The organism is Sphingomonas vulcanisoli (genome assembly GCF_011761305.1).
Classification (GTDB): domain Bacteria; phylum Pseudomonadota; class Alphaproteobacteria; order Sphingomonadales; family Sphingomonadaceae; genus Sphingomonas_I; species Sphingomonas_I vulcanisoli.
The window spans coordinates 140861-165530 of sequence record NZ_JAAOZC010000006.1; the positions used below are offsets into that span (position 1 = coordinate 140861).

Sequence of the window (24670 nt, forward strand, 5' to 3'; positions counted from 1 at the left end):
TAATGTGCGAGCAGGCATCTGCCCCCCTGGGCGAGGACGGATGCGAATATGGAAGAACTGCTCGCCGATTTCATAGCCGAGACGCGCGATACGCTCGAGGCTATCGCGGGCGAGATCGTCGCCTGGGAGGCTGAGCCCGGCGATCGCAAGCGCCTCGATGCGATCTTCCGCTTCGTGCACACCGTGAAGGGCAGCTGCGGATTCCTTGACTTGCCTCGGCTCCGGCATTTGAGCCATGCGGCTGAGGATTCCTTGGCCGACGTCCGCGATGGCGAACGCACGCCCGATGCCGCCCTGGTGAGCGCGGTGCTGGCGATTGTCGATCGGATCGGTGAGCTGGTCGATCAGCTCGACGCAACCGGCGTGCTGCCCGAAGGCGACGATGAAACATTGATCGAGGCGCTGGCCCCGGGCCAGGTCATAGCCTCTGCTTCGGGCCAGCCGGCCGGCGGCTCCGCCGCGGCGGCGCGCGCCCCGGCGCGGACGATTCGCCTGCCGGTCGAGCTGCTCGATCGCATGATGTCGGGCGTTTCCGATGTCGTGCTGGCGCGCAACGAGCTTGCCCGCGCTTTGCGCGCGACGGGCGCCGACACTGGTTTGGAGATGGCGTTCGAGCGGCTGTCGCTGTGCGTCGCCGATATCCGTGACGCGATCACGCAGACGCGCATGGCGCGGATCGATGGCCTATTCGGCGCGCTGCCGCGCATGGTCCGCGATTTGGCGGCGGAGCTTGGCCGCAGCGTTACGCTGGATACCGATGGCGGCGACGTCGAGCTCGATCGCGAGATGATCGAAATGATCCGCGACCCGATCACGCATATCATCCGCAACGCGCTCGATCATGGCATCGAACCGCCAGAACAGCGTGTCGCGGCGGGCAAGCCCCGTACGGGCCGCCTGCGCATCGCGGCGCGGCAGGCGGGCAATCAGATCCTGATCGATGCGATCGACGACGGGCGCGGCATCGATGCCGAAAAACTCGTCCAGAAGGCAATCAAGGTCGACCTTATCACCGCAGAAGCGGCAGCGCAGATGAACTGGGCGGCCAAGCTTGAGCTGATCTTCTCGCCCGGCCTTTCCACCGCGCAATCGGTCACTACCGTCTCGGGCCGCGGCGTGGGTATGGATGTGGTGCGCGCCAATATCGAACGGATCGGCGGCAGCGTCGAGATCGAAAGCCGGCCTGGCCAGGGGCTGCGCGTCACGTTGCGCGTGCCGCTGACGCTGACGATCATCCCTGCGCTCGTTGTCGGCTGCGGAGATCATTGCTTCGCGGTGCCGCGCTCGGCGATCGATGAGATCGTCCGGCCCAACGGCCAGACGATCACGCTTTCCACCCTGGGCGACGGCGATGTCGCGATGATCCGCGGCAAGATGCTGCCGGTGGTCGATCTCGGCGGCTTCCTCGATTGCAGGAGCAACGACCCTGATCTTCGTCCCGTTCTGGTGATCGTCCGCGCGGGCGGTGGTGAGCGATTCGCGCTCAAGGTCGATTGCGTGCTGGATCATGAAGAGCTGGTCGTGAAGCCCGCCGCCCCCGCGATCATGGCGACGGGCATCTATGCGGGCGCGACCTTGCCGGATGACAGCCGGCCGATGCTGCTGCTCGATGTCGCCGGCCTCGCCGCCGCGAACGGGGTGCGGGCGGGTATGCCCGAGCCGGTCGAGGAGGATAACACACGAGAGAGGCGCGAGCGGGTGTCAGTGCTGCTGTTCCGCGACCTGGACGGCGCCGAGCGTGGGGTGCGGCTCAATCTGGTCGAGCGGATCGAGGATGTCGATCGTGCGCAGATCAGCCGTTCCGGCGGTCGCCTCGTGCTGGCGCACAACGATGCCCTCATACCAGTGGCCGCCTGCGCGGATATCCCCGATGTCGCGCGCATGCGAATGCTCCAGCTCGGCGACGGCACCGCGCGGCTGGCCTATGCGATCGAAGGCGTGATCGATGTCATCGAGAATAGCGAGCGGCTGCAGCCCGCAACGCAGCCGGGCCTGGTCGCGGGCGTGGTGCTGATCGACGGGCGTCCGGTCGAGATGCTCGATCCGCATTGGCTGTTCTCCGGCGTCGCGCTCGCCAGCCCGCGCAACACGCCGCTCTGTCTGCTGGCGGGTGAAGACGATCATTGGTCGCGTGAGCTTCTGTCGCCGCTGCTTGTCGCCGCGGGTTATCGCGTCACGTATGATAGCGGGGAGGAGCGCGTCGATGTCGTGATCGCCACCGCTGCAGACGCGGTGCCGCAGGGCATCGCCGCGCCGGTGGTGCGGCTGCGCGCCGCGGCGATCGCGGATGCAATCGATGAAGAAAGCGTCTGGCGCTATGACCGGGATGGCCTGCTGAAGGCGCTCGGCCGCGCGATGCGGGGAGCTTGAGCCGATGGAAAGCCTGTATCTGATCGTTCGTGTCGCCGGGGATACGGTGGCGCTCAGGGCCGATGGCATCAGCTCGGTAGTGGAGATCGATGCAATCAGCGCGGTGCCGCGCGTGGCGCCGCACATCCGGGGACTGTTCGCGCTGCGCAGCCGCATCCTTACCGTGATCGATAGCACCGCGGCGCTCGGTCTTGGCCGCTGCAATCGTCAAGCCGCGCATACCGCGGTCGTCATATCCAGCGACGGCCATGGCTATGCGCTGCTCGTCGAAGAGGTGGTCGATGTGATCGAGGGCGGCGCGCCATCGCCGTGCGTCGCGGTGATCGGCGCCGGCTGGTCGCGGGTGACGGTCGGCCAGATCGAAACGCCGATCGGCGATATCCTGCTGCTGGATCCCACTCTCTTGATTCAGGGGCCGGAGTTGCTCGCGGCCTGAGAGCCATAACGGCACCAGCCCGCTCCCCCACCCGACCTCCCATAGAATATCCTGATTGGGAGGTCGGGTGGGGGAGCGGGCTGGTGCCGCGAAACGCGCATCGCGCTTCTCCAAACCGACTTTAAGCAAAAAGCTGCAGCGTTAACGGGATCATTACGACAGCGGGTTACCAAGCTCCTCAGTAACAAGGGGCCATTGCATGAAGACCTGTCTGGTAGTCGATGATTCGAAGGTCATTCGCAAAGTGGCGCGCCACATCCTGGAGACCCTCGATTTCACGGTCGAGGAAGCGGGCGACGGGCAGGAGGCGATGACGGCGTGCCTGAGCGAGGTTCCGGATGTGATCCTGCTCGATTGGAACATGCCGGTGATGAGCGGGATCGAATTCCTGCGGGAGCTTGGCCACACGACGCTACCGCGCCGCCCCAAGGTGGTCTTCTGCACCACCGAGAATGACACCGCGCATATCCGCGCCGCGATCGATGCCGGGGCCGACGAATATGTCATGAAGCCGTTCGATCGCGATACGCTCGAGAGTAAGCTGCAGCTCGTCGGCGTCGCCTGAGCGCCGGCTCTATGCTTCCCCGATCCCCGCCGGCGGTTCGATCCGGCCATCCCATCCGCGTACTGATCGTCGATGATTCGATCGTCGCGCGCGCGGTGCTTGCCCGCATCCTTGCCCCCGAACTCGGATTTGAGGTGGCGGGCCAGTGCGCCACCGCCGAGGCTGCGATCGATTTCGTCAATCGTCAGTCGGTCGAGATCATCGTTCTCGATCTCAACATGCCGGGGTTGAGCGGGCTCGATGCGATTCCCCAGTTGATCGCGCGCAGCAATGGCGCGCGCGTGCTGATCGTCTCGTCCGCAGCCGGCACCGGCGCGGTTGCTACCGTGATGGCGCTAAGGCTCGGCGCGGCGGACACCCTGCTCAAGCCCGCCACCGGCGCGCTCGGCGGTGCGTTCGCCGATACGCTGATCGAAACAATCCTGCGCATCGCGGCCAGTGAGGGAGCCGCCACGCCGCCGCCGGCGATCGAGACGGTGCCGGGCTCTGCCGGCGTTGCCGCCCGGGCCGATGCCGTAGGGTGTGTCGCGATCGGCTCGTCAACGGGCGGCGTCCACGCGCTCGCCAGCTTCTTCGCGGCCTATCCGTTCCGGGCTTCGGCGCCGATTCTCGTCACGCAGCATCTGCCCACGCCGTTCATGCCCTTCTTTGCGCGCCAGTTGGGGGAGATGACCGGCCGCCCGACCCGCCTTGCGGTCGACGGGATGCCGGTGCTCCCGGGAACGGTGCTGCTCGCGCCGGGCGACGGGCATCTGCAGCTCGCACGGTCGCGGGGGCATGTGCACGTCAAGATCGGCCGCCAGTCCGCGCCTTCAGGCTGCATGCCTTCGGTCGATCCGATGCTCGAATCGGTGAGCGAGGTTTACGGCGAAAAGGGGTTGGCGGTGATCCTCAGCGGGATGGGCCGCGATGGCGTGATCGGTGGCAGGACGCTGGCGGACAGTGGCGGCGAGGTGGTGGCACAGGATGCGGCGAGCTCGGTGGTCTGGGGCATGCCGGGCGCCGTCGCCAAAGCGGGCATTGCGCAGATCGTGCTGCCGCCCGCCGATCTCGCGCGCCATGTCGAGGGGCGCGTGCTGGCCAAGGAGCAGACCCCATGGAGATGACGCCGATCGCGATCTCCGCGCTGGCGGGGCTGCTCGAACGGCGCACGGGCCAACAGCTCAACGCCAATCGCCGCTGGACGATCGAGACCGCGCTGAAGCCGCTGCTGCGCGACCTCGGCCTGGAAACGCTCGACGGGCTGGTGATTCGTCTGAACGGCGACGATCGCTCGCCACTTGCCGACAAGATCGTCGATGCGATGCTCAATCACGAGACCTTTTTCTTCCGCGATCTCGCCGCTTTCGATCATTTCGCGACCGAGGGCCTCGGCCTGATCCATGCCGCGCGCGCCGAGCGTCGCCGGCTCCGTGTCTGGTCGGCGGGCTGTTCGACGGGGCAGGAGGCCTATTCACTCTCGATGGCGATCGCGCAGCAGACGCGATTCCAGGGTTGGGATCTCGGCATCTTCGCAACCGACGTTTCGGGTGAGGCGATCGCGCGGGCGCGCAGCGGCCTGTTCACCCAGTTCGAAGTGCAGCGCGGGCTGCCGATCACCACGCTGATGCGCCAGTTCGATCCCGATGGCGAACAGTGGCGGGTCAAGGCCAATGTCCGCGCGCCGATCACCTTCCTCCAGCATAATCTGCTGAGCCCGCCGCCGCCGGGGCGCTTCGATGCCATCCTGTGCCGCAATGTGCTGCTTTATTTCTCACTGGAGCGGCGCAAGGCGGTGCTGGCGCGGCTGCGCGAGGCGATCGCGCCCGACGGCGTGCTGATGCTGGGCGCGGGGGAGACGGTGCTCGGCCTCGGCGACTGCTTCACGGCCGATCCTCAGGTGCGCGGCGTCTATCGCCCCGCCTGATCTTTGCGGCTATGCTTTGTGCCGATGAGCGAAATGATCGATTGCCCCTCGCCGAATTTCAACGAGCGCAAGCTGCCGATCACGATGATCGTCCTGCATTACACGGGGATGATAGACGCGGCGTCCGCGATCCAGCGGCTGTGCGATCCAGCGGCGCAGGTCTCCAGCCATTATGTCATCGCCGAAGACGGCCAGACGCTGCGTCTGGTCGCCGAGGACAAGCGTGCCTGGCATGCCGGCAAGAGCCATTGGCGCGGCATCGACGATATCAATTCGGCCTCGATCGGGATCGAGATCGTCAACCCCGGCCACGAATTCGGCTACCGCCCTTTCACCGAGGCGCAATATCAGGCGCTGCTGCCGCTGATGAGCGAGATCGTCGATCGCTACGGTGTCACGCGCGGCAACATCGTCGGCCATTCCGATATCGCCCCCGCGCGCAAGGACGATCCCGGCGAATTGTTCGATTGGGAACGCCTGGCCAAGGTGCGTTTGGCGCTGCCCCGCCCGACCAAGCTTACCGATCCGCACTGGACCGATGGCGGCTTCCTGCTCGCGCTCGAACGCTTCGGTTATGACGTGCTCGATGGCGCCGCCGCCGTCCGCGCTTTCCAGCGTCGCTACCGTCCCGAAAAGTTCGATGGCATGATCGATGGCCAGACCCGCGCCATCCTGCTCTCGCTGCTGACCGGCGGCGACAAGGGCGCCGAGGCGCGGCTGGGGCAATCCTAACCTCCCCGCGGATCCCGAGCGAAGTCGAGGGACGTGTCTCGACTACGCTCGACACGAACGGGCTTTGGGCGTAGCTCATCTTCCGCCAGAGGGCCGGGCGGCCGCCGCTTGTCGCAAGACGAGGGGAGGAAAGTCCGGGCTCCGCAGAGTGAAGGTGCCGGGTAACGCCCGGCGGGCAGGCTGGGAACGGCCTGTTCAGGGACAGTGCAACAGAAAGCATACCGCCCGTTTTCGAGCGGGTAAGGGCGAAAGGGTGCGGCAAGAGCGCACCGCGCTTCCGGCAACGGCGGCGGCACGGCAAACCCCACCTGGAGCAAGACCGAATAGGAGCGGCACATGGGGTTACTCGCCTCCGTCGCTCGGGTTGGTTGCTTGAGGCGGCGCGCGAGCGTCGCCCTAGAGGAATGGTCGCCCATCCCGTTCGCGGGAGGACAGAACCCGGCTTACAGGCCCTCTGGCGTTTTTGTTTTGCCTCAAGCGGGCCCCAGCAAAGTACTACTTTGCTGGGAACCCTGCGCCGGCGCGCGCATCCGCGCGCTTGGCTTTCCTCCCGCCTGCGGCGGTCCGGGCGCGCGTTCGCGCTTGCGGGCCTGCGGCCCGTTGGTTTTGGCCACACAAATCCCACTCGGGCTGAGCTTGTCGAAGCCTTGTCCTCCATTCTTCTGTGGAAAAGGCAGGACGGTCCTTCGACAAGCTCAGGACGAACGGATAAGTTGAAAGGGTGAAGCAATATCTCGCCCTTATGCAGCGCATTCTCGACGAAGGCGCGCGCCAGCACGATCGCACCGGGGTCGGCACGCTCTCCGTCTTCGGCCACCAGATGCGCTTCGATCTGGCCGAAGGCTTCCCGGCTCTCACCACCAAGAAGCTCCACCTTCGTTCGATCATCGTCGAGCTGCTGTGGTTCCTGAAGGGTGACACCAACGTCCGCTATCTCCATGAAAACAGAGTCTCGATCTGGGACGAATGGGCCGATGCGGAGGGCGATCTCGGCCCCGTCTACGGCAAGCAGTGGCGCGATTGGGAGGGGCCCGGCGGGGTCCACATCGATCAGATCAAGGATCTCGTCGCGCTGATCAACCGCGATCCCGGCTCGCGCCGCCAGATCGTCACCGCCTGGAATCCCGCCGATAATCCGAAGATGGCGCTGACGCCCTGCCACTGCCTGTTCCAGACGCACGTCGCCAATGGCAAGCTCAGCCTGCAGCTCTACCAGCGTTCGGCGGACGTCTTCCTCGGTGTGCCGTTCAACATCGCCAGCTATGCGCTGCTCACCCATATGCTCGCCCAGCAATGCGGTCTGGAGGTAGGCGAGTTCATCTGGACGGGCGGCGATTGCCACCTCTACCTCACCCATATCGAGCAGGCCGAGCTGCAGCTCAGCCGCTCACCGGGGCCGCTGCCGCGCCTCGAAATCCTCCGCAAGCCGGACTCGATCGATGGCTATGACTATGCGGATTTCGTCCTGCACGATTATGTCGCGCAGCCGACGATCAGGGCGCCGATCGCGGTGTGACCCATATCACTTTCTTCGTCGCCCGCGCCGATAACGGCGTGATCGGCCGCGACGGCAAGCTTCCCTGGCATCTCCCCGAAGACCTCAAGCGCTTCAAGGCGCTGACGATGGGCAAGCCGATGATCATGGGTCGCAAGACCTTCGAGAGCCTGCCCGGCCGCTTGCCGGGACGGCGGCATATCGTGCTGACCCGCGATCGCGGCTGGACGGCGGAAGGGGCCGAGGTGGCGCACGATGCCGATGCCGCGCTCGCGCTGGCCGGGGATGCCGAGGAGGTGGCGGTGATCGGCGGCGCCGAGATTTTCGCGCTGCTCATGGACCGCGCGACCACCATCGAGCTGACCGAGGTCCATCGCACGATAGAGGGTGATGCGGTGATGCCGCCGCTGGGCCCGGGCTGGCGCGTCGAGAAGCGCGAGCTTGGCGGCCCCGATTTCGATTTCGTGACCATCGTCCGCGGCTGAGCGGCGACGGTGGACCGCCCCTTTTTCATAAACACTAATCGGGGCTGCCTCCTTGCGGAAACAGCCCCGACCAAGCGCCCAATCACAGATGGGGGCGTGATTGCGCGCTTTAAGCGAAGCGGACCGCGGGCACCTTGCTGCGGCGCAGGCCATAGCCCACCGCGCCGAAGCCGATCACCATCATCGCCCAGGTGCTGGCTTCGGGAACCGCGGATTGCGTCACGCGCAGCGAGGTGCCGCCGGTATTGTCGCCCAGCGAATTCAGATCGTCGCCAATCTGGAATTTCACCGTGGTCGCGGTCGAGAAGTTCAGCGTGAGCGGGCCCTGCGCGCTATAGGCGTTAAAGGCATCGGTCGCCGTGGCATAGCGCGTCGAGAGCGTGCCCGAATACTGGTAGCTGCCGCTGTCGATCGCCGACTGACCGACGAAATAGCGGTAGTAATCAGCCCAATTACCTGCATTCGGCGAGGCCGGAGCAAATGCCGTGTAGGTGGCCTGCGTCAGCGCCACCACATAGGTGCCGGGATCGAAGGTGTAGGTGTAGGTCGCCGTGTTGGCGTCCGTGGCGCTCAGGTTGATGGTGAACGGCGTGAACGTCGCTGCCGACGCCGGCACGGCAACCATGAGCATTCCGCCCGCTAGAGCATAAGACAGCAACTTCCGCATGATCCGCTTCCTTCCGTAGGATGTTCGATGATTCGCAATTTCGTACCTGACGAAAACCGCCTTAATATATTTTGGCGCCGCCGCAAAAAGAAATCATGCTTAGCGGAATCAATTAACAATTCGTTACAAATCGACTGGAGCCAATGGACATGCGATTAACCACGCGGCCCGGATTACTGAGCTTTCCAAAAGAATTTCTCGAACCTTGTATCATTACGGAGTTGAACCTGTAAAATTGCTGCGGCGCGGTAGGTTTGTAATTAAGTGTATGTTCTGGTGAATTCCCCGATGTTGGCAGCGCAACGGGGCGCGCCTATAGCGTGCGCCATGGAGCAGGTGAGTGGGGATCGGCCTCTGCCAGCGGCGTATCGCGGCGGCGTGATGGCGCTTGGCAATTTTGACGGGTTCCACCGCGGGCACCAGGCGGTGGTCGGGCGCGCGATCGATCGCGCCCGGGCCGAGGGGCGGCCCGCGATCGTTGCGACCTTCGATCCCAATCCGGCGCGCTTCTTTCGCCCCGATCTGCCGCCGTTCGCGCTTACCACGATCGATCAGCGCGCGCGGCTGTTTGGCGAAGCGGGTGCGGACGCGATGCTGGTGATCCGGTTCGATGCGGCGCTGGCGGCGCTGTCGCCCGACGCCTTCATCGCGATGCTGACCGATCGGTTCGGCGTGGCGGCGGTGGTGACGGGGCAGGATTTCACCTTCGGCAAGGATCGTGCCGGCGATACCGCGATGCTCGCCGTTCAGCCCGGCTTCGCGGCGGAAGTGGTGACGGCGGTGCGCGATGGCGCGGGCGTGATTTCCTCTTCGCGCATCCGTGCGGCGCTCGGCGAGGGTGACTGCGCGACGGCGGCGGAATTGCTCACCCGGCCCTTCACGATCGAGGGCGCGGTGGTGGATGGCGACAAGCTCGGCCGCACGATCGGCTATCCCACCGCCAACCTTATGCTCGGCGAATATCAGCGGCCGCGCTACGGCATTTATGCGGTGCGCGGACGGCTGGCGGATGGGCGCGTGCTGGATGGCGCGGCGAACCTCGGCATCCGCCCCAGTTTTGATCCGCCTAAGGAATTGCTGGAGCCGTATTTCTTCGATTTCGCGGGCGATCTCTACGGCCAGACGATCGCGGTCGAACTGATCGCCTTCCTTCGACCCGAGGCGAAGTTCGACAGCCTCGAAGCCCTTACCGCGCAGATGGAGAAGGATTGCGCGGAGGCGAGGCGCATCCTCGCTTAGTCCCGTTGGTCCCGAGCGAAGTCGAGGGACGTGGCACAAGCGCTGCGCACGTGTCTCGACTATGCTCGACACGAACGGGTGTTTTGGCGCAAAGGCGCAGCCAACCATGCCCGACGACACTCCCCCCGATTACCGCGCCACCGTCTTCCTGCCCAAGACCGACTTTCCGATGAAGGCCGGCCTCGCGCAGAAGGAGCCCGCCATCCTCGCCAAATGGGAGGCGGAGGATCTGTACGGAACGCTGCGTGCCCAGCGCGCGGGCGCCGAGCGCTTCATCCTTCACGATGGCCCGCCCTACGCCAATGGCGACATCCACATGGGCCATGCGATGAACAAGGTGCTGAAGGACATCGTCGTCCGCACCCAGTCCCTGCTCGGCAAGGATGCGCCCTACGTCCCCGGCTGGGATTGCCACGGCCTGCCGATCGAATGGAAGGTCGAAGAGGCGTATCGCGCCAAGAAGCTCAACAAGGACGAGGTGCCGGTCGCGCAATTCCGCGCCGAATGCCGCGCCTATGCTGCCAAATGGGTGGATGTGCAGCGCGAACAGTTCAAGCGGCTGGGCGTGATGGGCGAATGGGCAGATCCCTATCTCACCATGAATTACGCCAGCGAGGCGATCATCGCCGGCGAGCTGCTCAAGTTCGCCGAGACCGGCCAGCTCTATCGCGGCGCCAAGCCGGTGATGTGGAGCCCGGTGGAGAAGACCGCGCTCGCTGAGGCCGAGGTGGAATATGAGGATATCACCTCGACCCAGATCGACGTGGCGTTCGAGATCGTCGAAAGCCCGATCCCGGAGCTGGTCGGCGCCTATGCGGTGATCTGGACGACGACGCCATGGACGATCCCGGTCAACCAGGCTTTGGCTTATGGCGGCGGTATTGAATATGTCGCGGTTAAATTCGACGAAGCAGTTGTGATCGGCCGCGGATTTGCCGAACCCATCGCTAATCCGTTTGCAGGCCGTACCTTTCTTCTGGCGGCAGACCCTGAACGGCTGGGTGTTGTTCACGCAAAAGTTAATGAAACTATTGCGTCCCTCGATCCGGATTTCCGAACCAAAGGCGGTGCCGTTAGCACGAAGCTGGTCAAGGTGCTTGAGCAGATCAAGGGTTCTGACCTCGCGGGCACCTTCGTTCTTCACCCGATGCACGAGTGGGGTGGTTTCTTCGGCAAGCGACGTCCTCTTTTGGATGGCAGCGATTTCGTGACCACCGATGTGGGTACGGGGCTTGTCCATATGGCGCCCGATCATGGCGAGGACGATTTCGCGCTGTGCAAGGCGCACGGCATCGATCCGGTTTTCGCGGTGGAGGGCGACGGGAAGTATCGCGCCGATTGGCCTTGGCTGGGCGGGCAGGGGAGCGTCATCAATCCCAAGTTCAACGCGCCTGACGGCCCAATCTGCGAGGCTTTGCGCGAGGCGGGCGCGCTGCTCGCGGCGAGCGCCGATTATAAGCACAGCTATCCGCATTCGTGGCGCTCCAAGGCCAAGGTCATCTTCCGCGCTACGCCGCAATGGTTCATCGGCATGGACAAGCCCTTAGCCTCCTCCCCCCTTGTGGGGGAGGAAGGGGCCCGCGTTGCGTCAGCAGCGTGGGAAGGAGAGGGGGATGCGGAACCTCGCGCTGCGCGCTCGACCCCTCTCCCCAACCCCTCTCCCACAAGGGGAGAGGGGCTTTCGCGGTCGAATGCCCCCACCCTCCGCGAACTGGCGCTCGACGCGATCGCCCACACCCGCTTCGTCCCCGAAAAGGGCCGCAACCGGATCGGCGCGATGGTCGAAGGGCGCCCCGATTGGGTAATCTCGCGGCAGCGCGCCTGGGGCGTGCCGATCGCGCTCTATCTCAACAAGGCGAGCGGCCAGTATCTGCGCGACGCGCACGTCAACGCGCGCATCCTCGCGGCGTTCGAGGCGGGCGGGGCGGATGCCTGGTTCTCCGCCGATCATCAGGCCTTGCTCGGCCCCGATTACGATCTCGCCGATTATGAGCCGCAGAAGGACATTCTCGACGTCTGGTTCGATAGCGGATCGACGCACGCCTTCACGATCGAGGCGCGTTACGGGACGGGCGTTCGCGCCAATCTCTATCTGGAGGGATCTGATCAGCATCGCGGCTGGTTCCAGTCCTCACTGTTGGAGAGCTGCGGCACGCGGGGGCATGCGCCCTATGATGCGGTACTCACCCACGGCTTCGCGCTCGATGGGCAGGGGCGCAAGATGTCCAAGTCGATCGGCAATGTCGTCGATCCGCTCAAGATCATCGGTGAGAGCGGTGCGGATATCCTGCGGCTGTGGGTCGCCTCGACCGATTATTTCGAGGATGTGCGGATCGGCAAGGAGATCCTCTCCGGCACCGGCGATGCCTACCGGAAACTACGCAATACTTTCCGTTATCTACTGGGCGCGGTTGAAGGCTATTCCGAAGCCGAGACAATCGCGCCGGCGGCGATGCCGGAGCTGGAGCGCTATATGCTCCACCTGCTCGCCGAGCTGGATGCAGAGCTCAAATCGGCGACCGAAGCGTTCGAGTTCAACCGCTACGCCCGCGCGCTCGGCGATTTCTGCAACAACGATCTCTCCGCCTTCTTCTTCGATATCCGCAAGGATTCGCTCTACTGCGACGCGCCGACAGACCCCAAGCGCCGCGCCTATCGCACCGTGCTCGATATCCTGTTCGAGGCGCTGGTCCGCTACGCCGCGCCGATCCTCTGCTTCACCGCCGAGGAGGTGTGGGGCACACGCTATCCGGAGCGCGGATCGGTGCATCTGCTCACCTGGCCCGAAGTGGATGCGGGCTGGCGCGACGATGATCTGCGGATGAAGTGGGAGCGGCTGCGGGCGATGCGCGCGCAGATCACCGCGGAGATCGAGCCGCTGCGCCGTGAGAAGGTGATCGGCTCGAGCCTTGAAGCGGAGGTGACTTTGATCGGCTATGACGAGGCCGATCTCGCCCTGATGCACGAAGCCGATATCGCCGAACTCGCCATTTGTGCGCCGGTGACAGTGCAGGCGGGGGAGGCGCCGGTCGAAGGGATCGGCATCGAAGTCGCCAAGACCGAATATGAGAAGTGCGGCCGCTGCTGGCGGCACCTGCCCGATGTTGCCGAGGATGGCGCGCTGTGCGGGCGGTGCGAGGCGGTGGTGCATGGCTGATCCTCCCCGGGACGGGGAGGTGGCATCGCGCAGCGATGACGGAGGGGGCTCTCCTCTGGCGCTGCGCCTCGCCGAAAGCCCCCTCCACCGCCGGCGGCGGTCCCCCTCCCCGTTCCGGGGAGGATTGGTATGAGGCCGCCCTTCGCCGGGCTGTTCGTTGCGGCCATAGTCCTGATCGCCGACCATCTCACCAAATGGTACGTCGTCGGCCCCCTCGCGCTGCCCGCCAGCGGCCCGATCGAACTCGCGCCGATCTTCCGCCTGGTCTTCGTGGAGAATCACGGCGTTTCGATGGGCTTCTTCCGCGCGGGGAGCGATGCCGAGCGCTGGTTTCTGACCGCCGTCACGATCGGGATCGCAATCGGCGTCGGCATCTGGCTGTTCCGCGAACGCAAGCTGTTCGAAGCCCTGGCGCTGGGCGCGATCCTCGGCGGGGCGATCGGGAATATCGCCGATCGGGTGAAGCTCGGCTATGTCGTCGACTTCCTCAATCTTCACTTCGGCGCATGGTCGCCCTTTTTGGTCTTCAATGTCGCCGATGCAGCGATTAGCATTGGCGTAGCCCTGCTCGTGATCCGCGCGCTCTTCTTTGCGCCGCGGGCGTTACCGGAGAAATAGAATGTTGAAGCGTATTGGGGTTCTGGGGGCGCCTGTCGCGCTGCTGGCGCTCGCGGGCTGTCATCAGTCGCGGACCGGCGTGTTCGCACAGGGTCATAATGGCGTGCCCAACGAATTCGTCGTCGGCCGCTCGGCGCCGCTGGTGATCCCGCCCGATTTCGCGCTGGTGCCGCCGCGCCCCGGCGCGCCCCGCCCGCAGGAGGCCGATAGCTCGACCCAGGCGCTCGGCGCGCTCTTCCCGCCCGCTGTGCAGCCCAGCGCGGGCGAGCAGGCCTTGCTCGGCGCGACCGGTGCCAATCCGCCCGTCGGCATCCGCTCCGAGGCCGGTTCGCCCGGCACCGAGGTGGTCAACAAGGGCCAGGCAACGCAGAACATCCTGAACGCGCCCGCCGGCACGACCAGCCAGACGGCTGCGGCGGTCAGCCCCACGACTGCGGCGCCCGCCACGCCGCCGAAGTAAGCAACGGTGAGGCCGACGCTCGGCGCCGGCCATTGCCGTCTTTAGATCGAATCCGGGCTGACGCGCGCCGGCGCCGGTTTGGCGACAGCGGCTGGGATGGCTTTCGGCGGGGTCGGCGTGGCGGGTGCCGCGGTCTTCACCAGCGGCGCCACGCCACGGCAATCGCCGGACTGACGTGAAACCTCCTTCGGCGCCTGCTTGTCGCCATAGCTGGTTAGCTCATAGCTTTGGGTGCAGCCGCTCGGGCCGCCGCTGCTCGCAACATAACTATAGTGATAGACGCCCTGCGGGGCTGTGCCGCCGGCGGTCTGCACGGCAGCACCGCTGGCCGCATGCGCCTGCATCGCGGCGACCTGCTGGAGCATCGCCTGCTGCTGCCGATCCATCTCGGCGGCAACGCGATCGAGCATCGCGAACGGCGCTCCGAAATCGTCGTCGGCAAGCGCCACCGGGCTCGGCGCGACGACGACCTTGGGCGCAACATCGCCGACATAATGGATTTGCGCGATCGACCCATCGGGCAGGGCCACTTTCAGGACATGAACATTTTGCGCGGCGGCATAAACGCCTCCCGCGCAGGCCAGTCCGGCAAGACCGGCGATCAGGGCTTTGGCTGACTTCTGCATCGCATGCCTCCTACTCAAGACAATCAACCCGCGTCGAAATTTGCGATCGCGTGGCTTAACCGAAAATGAGCAGGCGCCGGCGGATCGCTGAAAAAGAAAACGGGCGGCCCCTTGCGAAGCCGCCCGTCCTATTTTCCAGCCGTATCGCGGCTTAGCGGTAGAAAACCTGTCCACCGATCGTCGCAACATGCTGGCGCGTACGGAAGAAGCCCGTGTTCCCCGCATAAGCCGCGCGGAAGAACATCGCGCCGGGCGCGGCGCTCTCGCCATTGCCGGCCATTGCCTGGCGCGAGATATCCACCGCGGTCTTCCAATCGTCGCTATCCTCGCTGGGATGGTAAGCGGCGGTGTTGAAGAACTGGCCGCGCTGGTTGGCGATCGCGCAGATCGAATTGCCGAAGCGGCCGTTGCCCTTCTTGAGGCGGTTGATCAGCGTCTGCGCGACGGCCATCTGGCCGAGCCGCGGCTGACCGCGCGATTCGTGATGCACGACCTTCGCCATGCATTTCAGCGAAGCCTCATCGATCGCGGCCGCCTCGGTCACGGCGGGCTGCGGGGCTTCGGCCGCAGGCGCGGCATCGGCGCGCGGCGCTTCGGCAGCGGCGGGTGCGAAAGAGGTGAACTCGTAAGGAAGCTTGAAAGCAGAGGTCTGCAAAGCTGCGGACTCAAAGCTTGTGGATTCGGGGGCGGCGCTGACGCTCGCCGGGAAACAGGCTGCGAGCAGCGCTAAGGCGCCTGCCGCAGAAATCACGATTGATCGCCGGATGGCGGTCATGGGTTACTCATTCAAATGCGCGAAACCGCCCGCCGGCCGGAACATTGGCCGTGCGCGCGAATTTTACGTCATGGCGAAGGGCGTGAAACGCCGGCCCCCTGGCCCACTTGGTGCTGCCCCAATCGGGATTGTTCCGCGCTGCGTCAAATTCCGGGCGATGAATCGTTACGTCGCTGCGATGAGGCGACTTAATTCCGCAATATTTGCTGTGAATCTTCTGCAAGGCGCATAGAGACTGTGGTCTCTAGTCGTGGGGTGAGGGAGCGGATTTGGGCGAAGACGGCGGCATCGGGCGGCGAGTCGAAGGGACGGAAGAGCCCGGCTGGATCGATTCGCTGCTCGGCGCGGTCAACAATTCGCGTCAGGCGGAAGCGTTACGGCGCGATCGCCTGCTCGCGGCGATAGCCCTGTTCGCGGGGCTGGGCTTTTTCCTTGCGGCGCCGTTCGCGTTGCGTGCCGCGGCGGGTTTCTTCCTGCCGGTGACGGCGGCGCTGGTGATCGCCATCGCGTTGGTGCCGATGCTCGAATGGTTCGAGCGGCGGGGGATACCTTCGGCGCTCTCCGCATTTCTGTGCATCGCGGCCTTCTTCGTGGTCGCCAACGCGGCGGTGGTGGCCATCGTCGTACCGGCCGCGGGTTGGTTCGCCGTGCTGCCCGAGCGCGTCGTTCGCATCCGCCACAATCTGCGGCCCTTGATCGAGCTCTATTCCAGTCTCGATCGCTTCATCAGCGATACCTCGGCCACCTTCATGCGGCACAGCGCGGGCAAGACGGTGACCGTGGCGACGCCCAACTCGCTGCTCGATATCGTCGCCAGCTCGGCGCCGGTGGCCATGATCGAGCTGTTCTTCGCCACGCTGGTGGTGTTCTTCTTCCTCGCCGGCTGGACGCGGATGCGGCGGCGCACCATCACCAGCCGCGGCAGCTTCACCAGCGCGATGACGCTGGCGCGGGTGATCCAGCAGGTCGTGGACGCGACCTCGGCCTATCTGGCGACGATCACGGTGATCAACATCACGCTCGGCATGCTGGTCGCGGCGGGGCTGTGGATCATCGGCCTGCCGACGCCGTTGATGTGGGGCGGCATCGTCGCCCTGTTCAACTATATGCCCTATATCGGGCCGATCATGGCGGCGCTGCTGCTGGCGCTGGGGGCTTTGATGAGCTTCAAGGATGCCTGGTATGCGGCCTTTCCGCCGCTGATCTTCATCATCTGTCATTTGATCGAGGCCAATGTGGTGACGCCCTCGCTGGTCGCGCGGCGGCTGACGATCAATCCGCTGCTGATTCTCGTCGCGCTGAGCTTCTGGGGCTGGGTGTGGGGGCCGGCGGGCGCGCTGCTGGCGGTGCCGCTGCTGATCATCATGAAGACGATCCTCGCGGCGGCGGGCAAGCCCGATATCGCGGGCTTCCTGTTCGAAGAGGGCACTTTGACCAACCCGCTGCCCGATCCGCCCGGCACGAGATCGGAAGTTGCGGGAAGGGGCGTTGACAGCCCCGGACCCCTCGCTTAGTGCGCCGGCTCCGCTGAAAAAGCGGACCCCACGCGGGTGTAGCTCAGTTGGTTAGAGCGCCGGCCTGTCACGCCGGAGGTCGCGGGTTCGAGCCCCGTCACTCGCGCCATTTCTCAATGGCGCCAGGCTTCTTTTCCGTACCGACCCGGCGATTGATCTCGTCCAGCCAGCGGTCCCAGGGCGGCCGCGAATCCGTCGCCCGCCGGCGCGCCTCGTCGCGCAGCCGCTTGCGGCGCAGCCACGTGCCGCCGAAGGTGACGATCAGCGCATAAGTGATCAGCGCGGCCGGAACGATCACGGGCAACAGAGGCACCAGGTCCGCCGGCTCATAGCTCATGATCGCTCAACGCCTCCGCTCGATATGTTTTCCTTATGGCCGGGGTGAATCGATATTCAAAATCCTCCTCTGCAAGGGGAGGTGGCAGCCCGCAGGGCTGACGGAGGGGTATCACCCTCTCGATAGCGCGACACCCCTCCGACGCGCTGCGCGCGCCACCTCCCCTTGCAGGGGAGGATCGATGATCGCCGTGACGCTCGATCCGTACTCTGCACGAACGGCGGGACTTAAGCAGGTTTAAGTCTACCGCCACGTGCCCAGCTCCATCCACCGCAGCAGCGGTTTCAGCGGCAGGATCCAGACGATGCCGAAGAAACAATAGATCGGCGCCTGCACCAGCGCGGGCAATCGGCCGATCGGGTATGAAAGGCTGGCGACCAGGAAGCACCAGACGCAGACGATCAGCAGGATCAGCGCCATGCCCACGGGTTTGCGCCAGCTGGGCGTCATTGCGCAGGCACCACGATCCACTCCCGTTCGGTGGCGATGGCGTGCAGCGGGATATCCCAGGGATCGTGCGGCACGGCTTCCACCTCCTGTACGCTCCATGCATAGCCCAAGCGACGCGCTCCGGGGAAGCGGGAGAAAGCGCGATCGTAATGGCTCGCGCCCTGACCGATCCGGCCGCCCTGCCGATCGAAGCCGAGCAGCGGCGTGACGATGATGTCCGGCGCGACTTCGGCCGCGGTGGCGAGCGGCTGACGTAGCTTGAACACCGCGCGCTGCAGCGGATCGCCGGGCGCCCAGGCGCGGAAATACATCGTCGTGCGATCGGTGAGATGGGGAAGCGCCAGCCGCTGACCGCGCGCATGGAGCCGCTCGATCAGCGGCTGCGGATCGATCTCGTCCTGAATTTTAAAGTAGAGCGCAACGATCGCCTGCGGCGGGATATGCGGCAGCAGCCGATCGGCGGTCGCCTCGGCTTCCCTGAGCGCGCTTTGCTCACCCAGCCCTTCGAACAGCGCGGCACGCCGGGCGCGCAGCATCTCGCGCAGCGCCGGCTTGTCGGGGTGGCCGGGGAGGGCGCCGGGGCCGGTGGGGGTGAGTGGTGGGACCGCCATAGCCGTTTTCTGGAATATCCTCTGACGCCAAAAACGTCAGGTGGGGACCATGTGCTTTGGGCCAGGGCCCTAGCAGGGACAGCCCCCTAGGATGATGAATCGCCTCAGGGATAATCGCCACGATCGTACCGGGCAGTCCCACCGCCTTCTATTTAGGGTGTGTGCCCCATCCGGGCAATGGGCTGTAGGGTAGGGGCGGATCGCTTCAAAGATAAGTCCGTTTGCCCTGAGCTTGTCGAAGGGCTGTCCTGAGCGCCTGTCTTGGCACTCAGTCGAAGGGGTTGTTCTGTTTTCCCGCCTCGGATCCAAAGAAGGACGGTGCTTCGACAGGCTCAGCACGAACGGTTTTTTGCCGTGGATCTTTGAATATCGAGCCCGAGCTAAGCGCTGGGCATCGCTTTCTCGAGCTTGTCGCCCAACGCTTCCAGCCGCTCTGCGAATTGTTCGAGCAAGGGCACCAGCTTGGGATCGATCGCAGGAGCGGGGGGAGGCGGCGGGGCCGCGCCGGGCGGGCGGCTGTCGATCTCGTCGGCCAGCAACAGGCTGGCCAGCAGCAGCAAGCGGGTCTCGCTGACGCCTCCTAGCGCGCCGAGCACGTCCTGCGCCTTGGCGTCAATCTTTTGCGCCAGCGCTTCATAATGCGCTTCCTCTCCGGCGCGGCAGGCAAGCTCATACTGGCGGCCGCCGATCGAGAGCTTGACCTGCGCCATCAGGCGATGAAACCATCAGGCTTGGCGACAAGCGCATCGAGCCGATCGATCGTTTCCTGGATGCGCAGGCGCAGCAGCCCGTGACGCTCGTCGAGCAGGGCATAGGCTTCGGCAAGGTTGCTGTGCGGCACGTCGCGCGGCTCGATCCGCTCGAGGCGCGCCAGCGCCGCCCCGATTCGGTCCAGCACAGCGTCGAGGTCAACTTCGGCCATATACGGAGGATAGCAGCACTTCGGGCGCGGACAAGCCGAGCCGGATCAGCTCTCCACGGCCGCCACGCCGCGCGGCCCTCGCGCCAGCGCCGCGGCCAGCTGCGCCCGATCCAGCGCCCCCTCCCAGCGCGCGACGACGATCGTCGCCACCGCATTGCCGACGAAATTGGTGAGGCTGCGGCATTCGCTCATGAAGCGGTCGACGCCGAGGATCAGCGCCATCCCCGCGACCGGGATCGAGGGGATGATCGACAGCGTCGCGGCCAGCGTGATGAACCCCGCGCCGGTCACCCCCGCCGCGCCTTTCGAGGACAGCATCGCCACCCCGAGTAGCAGCAACTGCTGGCCAAAGCTCAGATGGATGCCCAGCGCCTGGGCGATGAACAGCGCCGCCAGCGTCATATAGATGTTGGTGCCGTCCAGGTTGAACGAATAGCCCGTCGGCACCACGACGCCCACTACGGTGCGCGCGCAGCCCGCGGCCTCCATCTTGGTGATCAGGCCGGGGAGGGCGGCTTCGGACGAGGAGGTGCCGAGCACCAGCAGCAATTCCGGCGCGATGTAACGGAGAAGGCGCAGGATCGAGAAGCCGGCCGCTTTGCCGACCAGGCCGAGCACGACGAGGACGAATAGCAGGGATGTTAGATAGAAGGTCAGGACCAGCGCGAGCAGGCTGCTGAGCGTCGCCAGCCCATATTGGCCGATCGTGAACGCCATCGCGCCCAGCGCGCCGATCGGCGCCGCGCGCATCACGATCGCGGTAATACGGAACACCACCGCGCTCGCGCTTTCGATCACATCGAGCAGGGGCTGCGCGCGCTCCCCGACCAGGGCGATGGCGATCCCCGTGAGGATGGCGACCAGCAGCACCTGCAAGACGTCGCCCCCGGTCAGCGCGCTGACCAACGTGTCCGGGATAATCGCCAGCAGGAACCCGTTGATCGTCCGATCATGTGCCTTGGAAGCAAAATCGGCGACTTTCGCGGCATCCAGCGTTGCCGGATCGATGTGGAGGCCGGCGCCCGGCTGGACGATATTGGCAACCGCAAGACCGATGAACAGCGCGACTGTGGAGAAGACGAGAAAGTAAAGAAACGCCTTGCCAGCGATTCGCCCTAAGGCTCCCAGTTCCCGCAGGTGCGCGATGCCGGCCACGATGGTCAGGAAAATTACGGGGGCGATGATCATCTTGACGAGCTTTATGAAGCCGTCGCCCAGCGGCTTGAACGCCACACCCAGCCACGGCACAAAATACCCCAGACTCACGCCGATCAGGATCGCGATAACCACCTGAAAATAGAGCTGTCGCCACCATGCGGTGCGGCGAGCGGGTTCAGGGGGTACGGTCATCTATTGGATGGCTAGTCCTTCGCCCGTAGCACGGCAACGTGGAACATGGTCTTTTTCATTAACTGTAAAAGAATGTTAACGGGCCTTTACCGCCTTGTGCGCCTGCACAAAAATGATATGAGGGCGCTGAAGCTCCTCGGTTTGGGAGCGACTGGATACTGCTTTTCGGGGGGTTTTATGAAGCTTTTTGCACGTTCCGCGCTGGTCGCTGCTACGATGCTGGCGCCTGTGTCGATGGCTGCGGCCGCGACGACTATTACGCAGACCAGCAATTTTGGTCCGACGAAAACCGAGACGAGCTTCACGGGCTCGCTGGCCGGCTTTGATTCCAGCCTCGGCACGCTGACCAATGTGTTGATCACTTACACCTTCGGCTTCAACAGCAGCGGCACGGTGACCAACACTGCGCAGCAGGCACAGACCTTCACCGCCAAGGAAGATGTCGATGGTGCGCTGACCCTCTCGGGTTCTTACAGCGCCACCGGTGATCTCGATCCGGGCGTTTCCCAGAAGTATACGAATCTTGGCGCGGGCCAGTCGGCGGCCTTTGGTCCCTTCAGCTTCGCCACGACCGCGCAGTCGACCACGTTCAGCTTTTCCAGCCTCACGGATGATCTGTCGTCCTTCGTCAACGCGCTGAATTACCAGGTCGATACTCAGACCGGCCAGGGTTTCACAGGCGGCGGCGGCAATACCTCCGCGTCGCTTAACACCACGGCGCAGGGCACGGTCTCGATCGCTTACACTTACGATGTGGCCGCTGCGGTTCCCGAGCCGGCTTCGTGGGCGATGATGGTCGGCGGCTTCGGCATGCTCGGCGGCGCGCTCCGTCGCAAGCGCGGTATCACGGTCGTCACCTTCGGCTGATCCGTTTCAAAAACAAAGAAAAGGCCCTCGGTCGCAAGACCGGGGGCCTTTTTGTATGCGCAACTTCAATTGCGCGATATGGGCGAAGATACTGAAGTTTGGAGAGTTGGTGGGTCCGATGGGATTCGAACCCATGACCTCTCGATTAAAAGTCGCTTGCTCTACCGACTGAGCTACGGACCCGACCGGTTGCGATCCCTATGGACCGGCGTCGCCTTGGTCAACCGTGACGCGAGGTGGCGAATGGTCAGCGCGCCGCGGGGAGGCCGCCAGCCGGCCGCGATCGTGGCAAGCGGGTCCAGCACGAACAGCCGCCTGGTAAGGGCGGGATGCGGGATGGCAAGGTCGGGTCCACGCCAGAGGCCGCCCGACCACAGCAGGATATCCAGATCGATGACACGCGGACCCCACCGCTGGCCGCGCCGTCTCCCGAAGCGGCGCTCGATCGCCTTGAGCGCGCTCAAAAGATCCGGCGGCGGCAGGGGGCTCTCCAACAAAGCCGCCGCGTTGGCGAAACGCCGCGCGGAGGGGCCGAGCGGCGCGGTGGCGACGATCGGCGAGAGCGCGATCAGCCGCCCGCGATCGCCGAGGGCACGCCCCGCAGCGGCAATCACCGCGGGCGGCCGCCCGTAGCGCCCATGCGGACGGTTCGATCCCAGGCCGATCGCGTAGAGGTGGAGCGGCGCTTTCATCGCGGCGCGCGGCTTCGCCGGTATGCCGCGGGGCGTCAATCGGCTAGCGGAACGCGATGCTGTCTCCACTCCCCTCAACCGAGCCGCCGCAGGATTGCCCGCTCTGCCCGCGCCTCGCCGAATTTCGCCATGTTCAGCAGGCCGCGCACCCCGATTGGTATAACGCGCCCGTGCCGAGCTTCGGCGATCCCGACGCCTGGCTGGCGATTGTCGGCCTGGCGCCGGGACTGCAGGGCGCCAACCGCACCGGCCGGCCCTTCACCGGCGATTTCGCCGGCATCCTGCTTTATGAGACCTTGCTCAAGTTCGGGCTGGCCGAGGGCAGCTATGCCGCCGTTCCTGATGACGGGCTGACGCTCAAGGGCGCGATGATCATCAATGCGGTGCGCTGCCTGCCGCCGCAGAACAAGCCGACGCCCGAGGAGATCCGCACCTGCCGCCCCTTCCTCGAGGCGCCGCTCGCTGCGCTTCCCAATCTGCGCGTGGTTATCGCACTGGGGCAGATCGCGCATCAGTCGGCGGTAAAGGCGCTTGGGGGTCGATTGCCCAAGGCGAGGTTTGGGCATTGCGCGGAGCATTGGCTGCCTTCGGGGCTGGTGCTGATCGATAGCTACCATTGCTCGCGCTACAATCAGAACACGCGCGTCCTGACGCCTCCGATGTTCGAGGCCGTGTTCGAGAAGGCGGCGGCCTTAAGGGCTCAGGAAGCGCGCGCCGCCTCAATGTAGAGCTGGCGCAGTCGCCGGGCGATCGGGCCGGGCTTGCCATCCGCCACCGGCCTGCCGTCGATCGAGACGATCGGCATGACGAAGGTCGTCGCGCTGGTCAGCATCGCTTCGCGCGCCGCGAGGGCTTCGTCGACGGTGAAGGCGCGTTCCTCGATGGTGACGCCGTCCTGCTCCGCCAGCGCCCAGATCGCGGCGCGGGTGCAGCCGGGCAATACAGTCTGGCTGTAGGGGCGCGTCACCAGCGTGCCCGCCTGCGTCACGATCAGCGCGGTGGAGGAGGCGCCTTCGGTAACGAAGCCATCCTCCACCATCCACGCCTCCTGCGCGCCCGCTTCCGCGGCGGCGCGCTTAGCGAGCACCTGCGCGAGCAGCATCACGCTCTTGATATCGCGCCGCGCCCAGCGGAGATCGGACATGGTCACGACCGCGACGCCCTTCTCGGCGGCGGGGCTGTTCAGATAGTCGTAGGCCTGGGTGAACATCACCAGCGTCGGCGGGGTGTCCGCTTTCCGCAGGAAGTCCCGTTCGGCGGCGCCGGCAGTGAGCTGGAGGTAGACGCTGCCCTGATCGATCTGATTGCGGACGATCAGTTCGCGCTCGACGGCTTCGATCTGTTCGGAAGTATAGGGGAAAGTGAGGCCAAGGGCGTCCGCCGAACGCTGCAGGCGGCTGAGGTGACGGGCACTGTCGATCAGCTTGCCGTCGAGTACGGCGGTCACCTCATAGATGCCGTCCGCGAACAGAAAGCCGCGGTCCATCACCGAAACACGCGCATCGGCCAGCGGGACAAACGCGCCATCGATCCAGGCGATGCGCTCCATCAGATGTCCTGCGTCAGGCGACCATAAAGATCGGGCCGGCGATCGCGGAAGAAGCCGAAGGCAGCGCGGTGGCGCTTGACGCGATCGATATCGATCGTTGCGATCAACACGCCCGTTTCCTCCGCACCGAACTCGGTGAGCATGTCGCCGCGTTCGTCGCAGATGAAGCTGTGGCCGTAGAAACGCTGGCCATGCTCCGTGCCGATCCGGTTGGCGGCGACCACGGGCACCACATTGGAGACCGCATGGCCGATCATCGCGCGCCGCCACAACCGAGAGGTGTCGAGGCTGGGATCGTGCGGTTCGGTGCCGATCGCGGTGGGGTAGAAGAGGATTTCCGCGCCCATCAGCATCATCGCGCGCGCGATCTCGGGATACCATTGATCCCAGCAGATGCCGACGCCGAGCTTAGTCGGTCCGTCCCATACCTTGAAGCCGGTGTTGCCGGGGCGGAAATAGAATTTCTCCTCATAGCCCGGCCCATCGGGAATGTGGCTCTTGCGATAAACGCCCTGCACGGCGCCATCCGGGCCGATCATCGCCAGGCTGTTGTAATGGTGCGGGCCATCGGCTTCGAAGAAGCTGGTCGGGATGCTGACCTTGAGCTCGGCGGCGAGCGTCTGCATCGCGGTGACGGCGGGGTGCGTCGCGGTCGGCCGCGCTTTGACGAACAGGCCTTCATCCTCGACGCGACAAAAATAGGGGCCTTCGAACAGCTCCGGCGGCAGAATGACCTGCGCGCCCTTGCCCGCGGCCTCGCGCACCAAATCGGAGACGGCGGCGATGTTCGCCGCTTCATCGTCTGTGAAGGCAAGCTGCAGGGCGGCGACGGTGATCTCGGCCATGC

Annotated in this window: 27 protein-coding genes, 2 tRNA genes and 1 other RNA gene; 17 read left to right on the plus strand and 13 right to left on the minus strand. The window is 65.1% G+C overall.

The window, feature by feature from the left end; genetic code table 11:
- The first annotated feature begins 48 nt into the window (after positions 1–48).
- From FHS31_RS12390 to FHS31_RS12430, 9 genes are all read left to right on the plus strand, one after another.
- The gene (locus tag FHS31_RS12390) at positions 49–2370 is read left to right on the plus strand and encodes a chemotaxis protein CheA (protein WP_167073969.1); all 2322 of its coding nucleotides are present in this window, start codon (positions 49–51) and stop codon (positions 2368–2370) included.
- 4 nt (positions 2371–2374) lie between these two features.
- The gene (locus tag FHS31_RS12395) at positions 2375–2806 is read left to right on the plus strand and encodes a chemotaxis protein CheW (protein WP_167073971.1); all 432 of its coding nucleotides are present in this window, start codon (positions 2375–2377) and stop codon (positions 2804–2806) included.
- A gap of 199 nt (positions 2807–3005) precedes the next feature.
- Positions 3006–3371, plus strand: a complete 366-nt coding sequence (locus FHS31_RS12400) for a response regulator (RefSeq protein ID WP_167073973.1) — start codon at positions 3006–3008, stop codon at positions 3369–3371.
- Positions 3372–3382: 11 nt separating this feature from the next.
- On the plus strand, positions 3383–4477 hold the full coding sequence (gene cheB / locus FHS31_RS12405) for a chemotaxis-specific protein-glutamate methyltransferase CheB (protein WP_167073975.1): 1095 nt from the start codon (positions 3383–3385) through the stop codon (positions 4475–4477).
- Positions 4468–5277, plus strand: coding sequence for a CheR family methyltransferase (locus tag FHS31_RS12410; RefSeq protein WP_167073977.1), 810 nt, complete (start codon positions 4468–4470; stop codon positions 5275–5277). The genes cheB and FHS31_RS12410 overlap by 10 nt, the downstream gene beginning before the upstream one ends.
- Positions 5278–5301: 24 nt before the next feature.
- Entirely contained in the window at positions 5302–6009 is a 708-nt protein-coding gene (locus tag FHS31_RS12415) for an N-acetylmuramoyl-L-alanine amidase (RefSeq protein WP_167073979.1), read from the plus strand.
- A gap of 85 nt (positions 6010–6094) precedes the next feature.
- Positions 6095–6471: RNase P RNA component class A (gene rnpB / locus FHS31_RS12420), an RNA gene on the plus strand.
- A gap of 259 nt (positions 6472–6730) precedes the next feature.
- On the plus strand, positions 6731–7525 hold the full coding sequence (locus tag FHS31_RS12425; RefSeq protein ID WP_167073981.1) for a thymidylate synthase: 795 nt from the start codon (positions 6731–6733) through the stop codon (positions 7523–7525).
- Positions 7522–7989, plus strand: coding sequence for a dihydrofolate reductase (locus tag FHS31_RS12430; RefSeq protein WP_167073983.1), 468 nt, complete (start codon positions 7522–7524; stop codon positions 7987–7989). The genes FHS31_RS12425 and FHS31_RS12430 overlap by 4 nt, the downstream gene beginning before the upstream one ends.
- Before the next feature lie 109 nt (positions 7990–8098).
- Here FHS31_RS12430 and FHS31_RS12435 read toward each other — a convergent pair whose 3' ends face one another.
- Positions 8099–8656 (minus strand): PEPxxWA-CTERM sorting domain-containing protein, encoded by a 558-nt coding sequence (locus FHS31_RS12435; protein ID WP_167073985.1) that lies wholly within the window; start codon positions 8654–8656, stop codon positions 8099–8101.
- 327 nt (positions 8657–8983) lie between these two features.
- On the opposite strand from FHS31_RS12435, the gene FHS31_RS12440 reads away from it, so the two are divergent.
- The 4 genes from FHS31_RS12440 (at position 8984) to FHS31_RS12455 (ending at position 14130) form a co-directional block, all read left to right on the plus strand.
- Complete coding sequence (locus FHS31_RS12440; RefSeq protein WP_167073987.1) at positions 8984–9895, plus strand: bifunctional riboflavin kinase/FAD synthetase; 912 nt, start codon at positions 8984–8986, stop codon at positions 9893–9895.
- A 106-nt stretch (positions 9896–10001) separates the two neighbouring features.
- Entirely contained in the window at positions 10002–13052 is a 3051-nt protein-coding gene (locus tag FHS31_RS12445; RefSeq protein WP_167073989.1) for an isoleucine--tRNA ligase, read from the plus strand.
- Positions 13053–13181: 129 nt separating this feature from the next.
- The gene (lspA, locus tag FHS31_RS12450; RefSeq protein ID WP_167073991.1) at positions 13182–13670 is read left to right on the plus strand and encodes a signal peptidase II; all 489 of its coding nucleotides are present in this window, start codon (positions 13182–13184) and stop codon (positions 13668–13670) included.
- Between the two features lies 1 nt (position 13671).
- The gene (locus tag FHS31_RS12455) at positions 13672–14130 is read left to right on the plus strand and encodes a DUF3035 domain-containing protein (protein ID WP_208408699.1); all 459 of its coding nucleotides are present in this window, start codon (positions 13672–13674) and stop codon (positions 14128–14130) included.
- Positions 14131–14171: 41 nt separating this feature from the next.
- Here FHS31_RS12455 and FHS31_RS12460 read toward each other — a convergent pair whose 3' ends face one another.
- Together FHS31_RS12460 and FHS31_RS12465 are read right to left on the minus strand one after the other, a co-directional pair.
- Entirely contained in the window at positions 14172–14756 is a 585-nt protein-coding gene (locus tag FHS31_RS12460) for a hypothetical protein (protein WP_167073993.1), read from the minus strand.
- A 151-nt stretch (positions 14757–14907) separates the two neighbouring features.
- Positions 14908–15411, minus strand: coding sequence for a cell wall hydrolase (locus FHS31_RS12465; RefSeq protein ID WP_167073995.1), 504 nt, complete (start codon positions 15409–15411; stop codon positions 14908–14910).
- Between the two features lie 389 nt (positions 15412–15800).
- Here FHS31_RS12465 and FHS31_RS12470 point away from each other — a divergent pair, with 389 nt between their 5' ends.
- Together FHS31_RS12470 and FHS31_RS12475 are read left to right on the plus strand one after the other, a co-directional pair.
- A complete protein-coding gene (locus FHS31_RS12470) occupies positions 15801–17045 on the plus strand; it encodes an AI-2E family transporter (RefSeq protein ID WP_167073998.1) in 1245 nt (414 codons plus the stop codon).
- A gap of 32 nt (positions 17046–17077) precedes the next feature.
- Positions 17078–17154 (plus strand) — tRNA-Asp (locus tag FHS31_RS12475).
- Here FHS31_RS12475 and FHS31_RS12480 read toward each other — a convergent pair.
- The 6 genes from FHS31_RS12480 to dctA form a co-directional block, all read right to left on the minus strand.
- Positions 17143–17382, minus strand: coding sequence for a hypothetical protein (locus FHS31_RS12480; protein WP_167074000.1), 240 nt, complete (start codon positions 17380–17382; stop codon positions 17143–17145). The two genes, FHS31_RS12475 and FHS31_RS12480, sit on opposite strands and share 12 nt — an antisense overlap.
- A gap of 243 nt (positions 17383–17625) precedes the next feature.
- Positions 17626–17832, minus strand: a complete 207-nt coding sequence (locus FHS31_RS12485; protein ID WP_167074002.1) for a DUF2842 domain-containing protein — start codon at positions 17830–17832, stop codon at positions 17626–17628.
- Positions 17829–18443, minus strand: a complete 615-nt coding sequence (locus tag FHS31_RS12490) for a 5-formyltetrahydrofolate cyclo-ligase (protein WP_167074004.1) — start codon at positions 18441–18443, stop codon at positions 17829–17831. Before FHS31_RS12490 ends, FHS31_RS12485 begins: the two co-directional genes overlap by 4 nt.
- Before the next feature lie 380 nt (positions 18444–18823).
- On the minus strand, positions 18824–19153 hold the full coding sequence (locus FHS31_RS12495) for a cell division protein ZapA (protein WP_167074006.1): 330 nt from the start codon (positions 19151–19153) through the stop codon (positions 18824–18826).
- Positions 19153–19365 carry a hypothetical protein gene (locus FHS31_RS12500; RefSeq protein ID WP_167074007.1) on the minus strand — a complete coding sequence of 71 codons (213 nt, stop codon included), beginning with the start codon at positions 19363–19365 and terminating at the stop codon, positions 19153–19155. Before FHS31_RS12500 ends, FHS31_RS12495 begins: the two co-directional genes overlap by 1 nt.
- 45 nt (positions 19366–19410) lie before the next feature.
- A complete protein-coding gene (dctA, locus tag FHS31_RS12505) occupies positions 19411–20715 on the minus strand; it encodes a C4-dicarboxylate transporter DctA (RefSeq protein WP_167074009.1) in 1305 nt (434 codons plus the stop codon).
- Positions 20716–20892: 177 nt separating this feature from the next.
- On the opposite strand from dctA, the gene FHS31_RS12510 reads away from it, so the two are divergent.
- A complete protein-coding gene (locus tag FHS31_RS12510) occupies positions 20893–21582 on the plus strand; it encodes a choice-of-anchor E domain-containing protein (protein WP_167074011.1) in 690 nt (229 codons plus the stop codon).
- A 107-nt stretch (positions 21583–21689) separates the two neighbouring features.
- Here FHS31_RS12510 and FHS31_RS12515 read toward each other — a convergent pair.
- Together FHS31_RS12515 and folK are read right to left on the minus strand one after the other, a co-directional pair.
- Positions 21690–21765, minus strand: a tRNA-Lys gene (locus tag FHS31_RS12515).
- Positions 21756–22274, minus strand: coding sequence for a 2-amino-4-hydroxy-6-hydroxymethyldihydropteridine diphosphokinase (gene folK, locus FHS31_RS12520; RefSeq protein ID WP_167074013.1), 519 nt, complete (start codon positions 22272–22274; stop codon positions 21756–21758). The genes FHS31_RS12515 and folK overlap by 10 nt, the downstream gene beginning before the upstream one ends.
- A 56-nt stretch (positions 22275–22330) precedes the next feature.
- On the opposite strand from folK, the gene FHS31_RS12525 reads away from it, so the two are divergent.
- Positions 22331–23002: a uracil-DNA glycosylase gene (locus FHS31_RS12525; protein ID WP_167074015.1), complete on the plus strand. Its 672-nt coding sequence runs from the start codon at positions 22331–22333 to the stop codon at positions 23000–23002.
- Here FHS31_RS12525 and FHS31_RS12530 read toward each other — a convergent pair.
- Positions 22975–23823: a D-amino-acid transaminase gene (locus FHS31_RS12530; protein ID WP_167074017.1), complete on the minus strand. Its 849-nt coding sequence runs from the start codon at positions 23821–23823 to the stop codon at positions 22975–22977. The genes FHS31_RS12525 and FHS31_RS12530 overlap by 28 nt on opposite strands.
- Positions 23823–24668: an N-carbamoylputrescine amidase gene (aguB, locus tag FHS31_RS12535; protein WP_167074019.1), complete on the minus strand. Its 846-nt coding sequence runs from the start codon at positions 24666–24668 to the stop codon at positions 23823–23825. The genes FHS31_RS12530 and aguB overlap by 1 nt, the downstream gene beginning before the upstream one ends.
- Between the last annotated feature and the right edge of the window lie 2 nt (positions 24669–24670).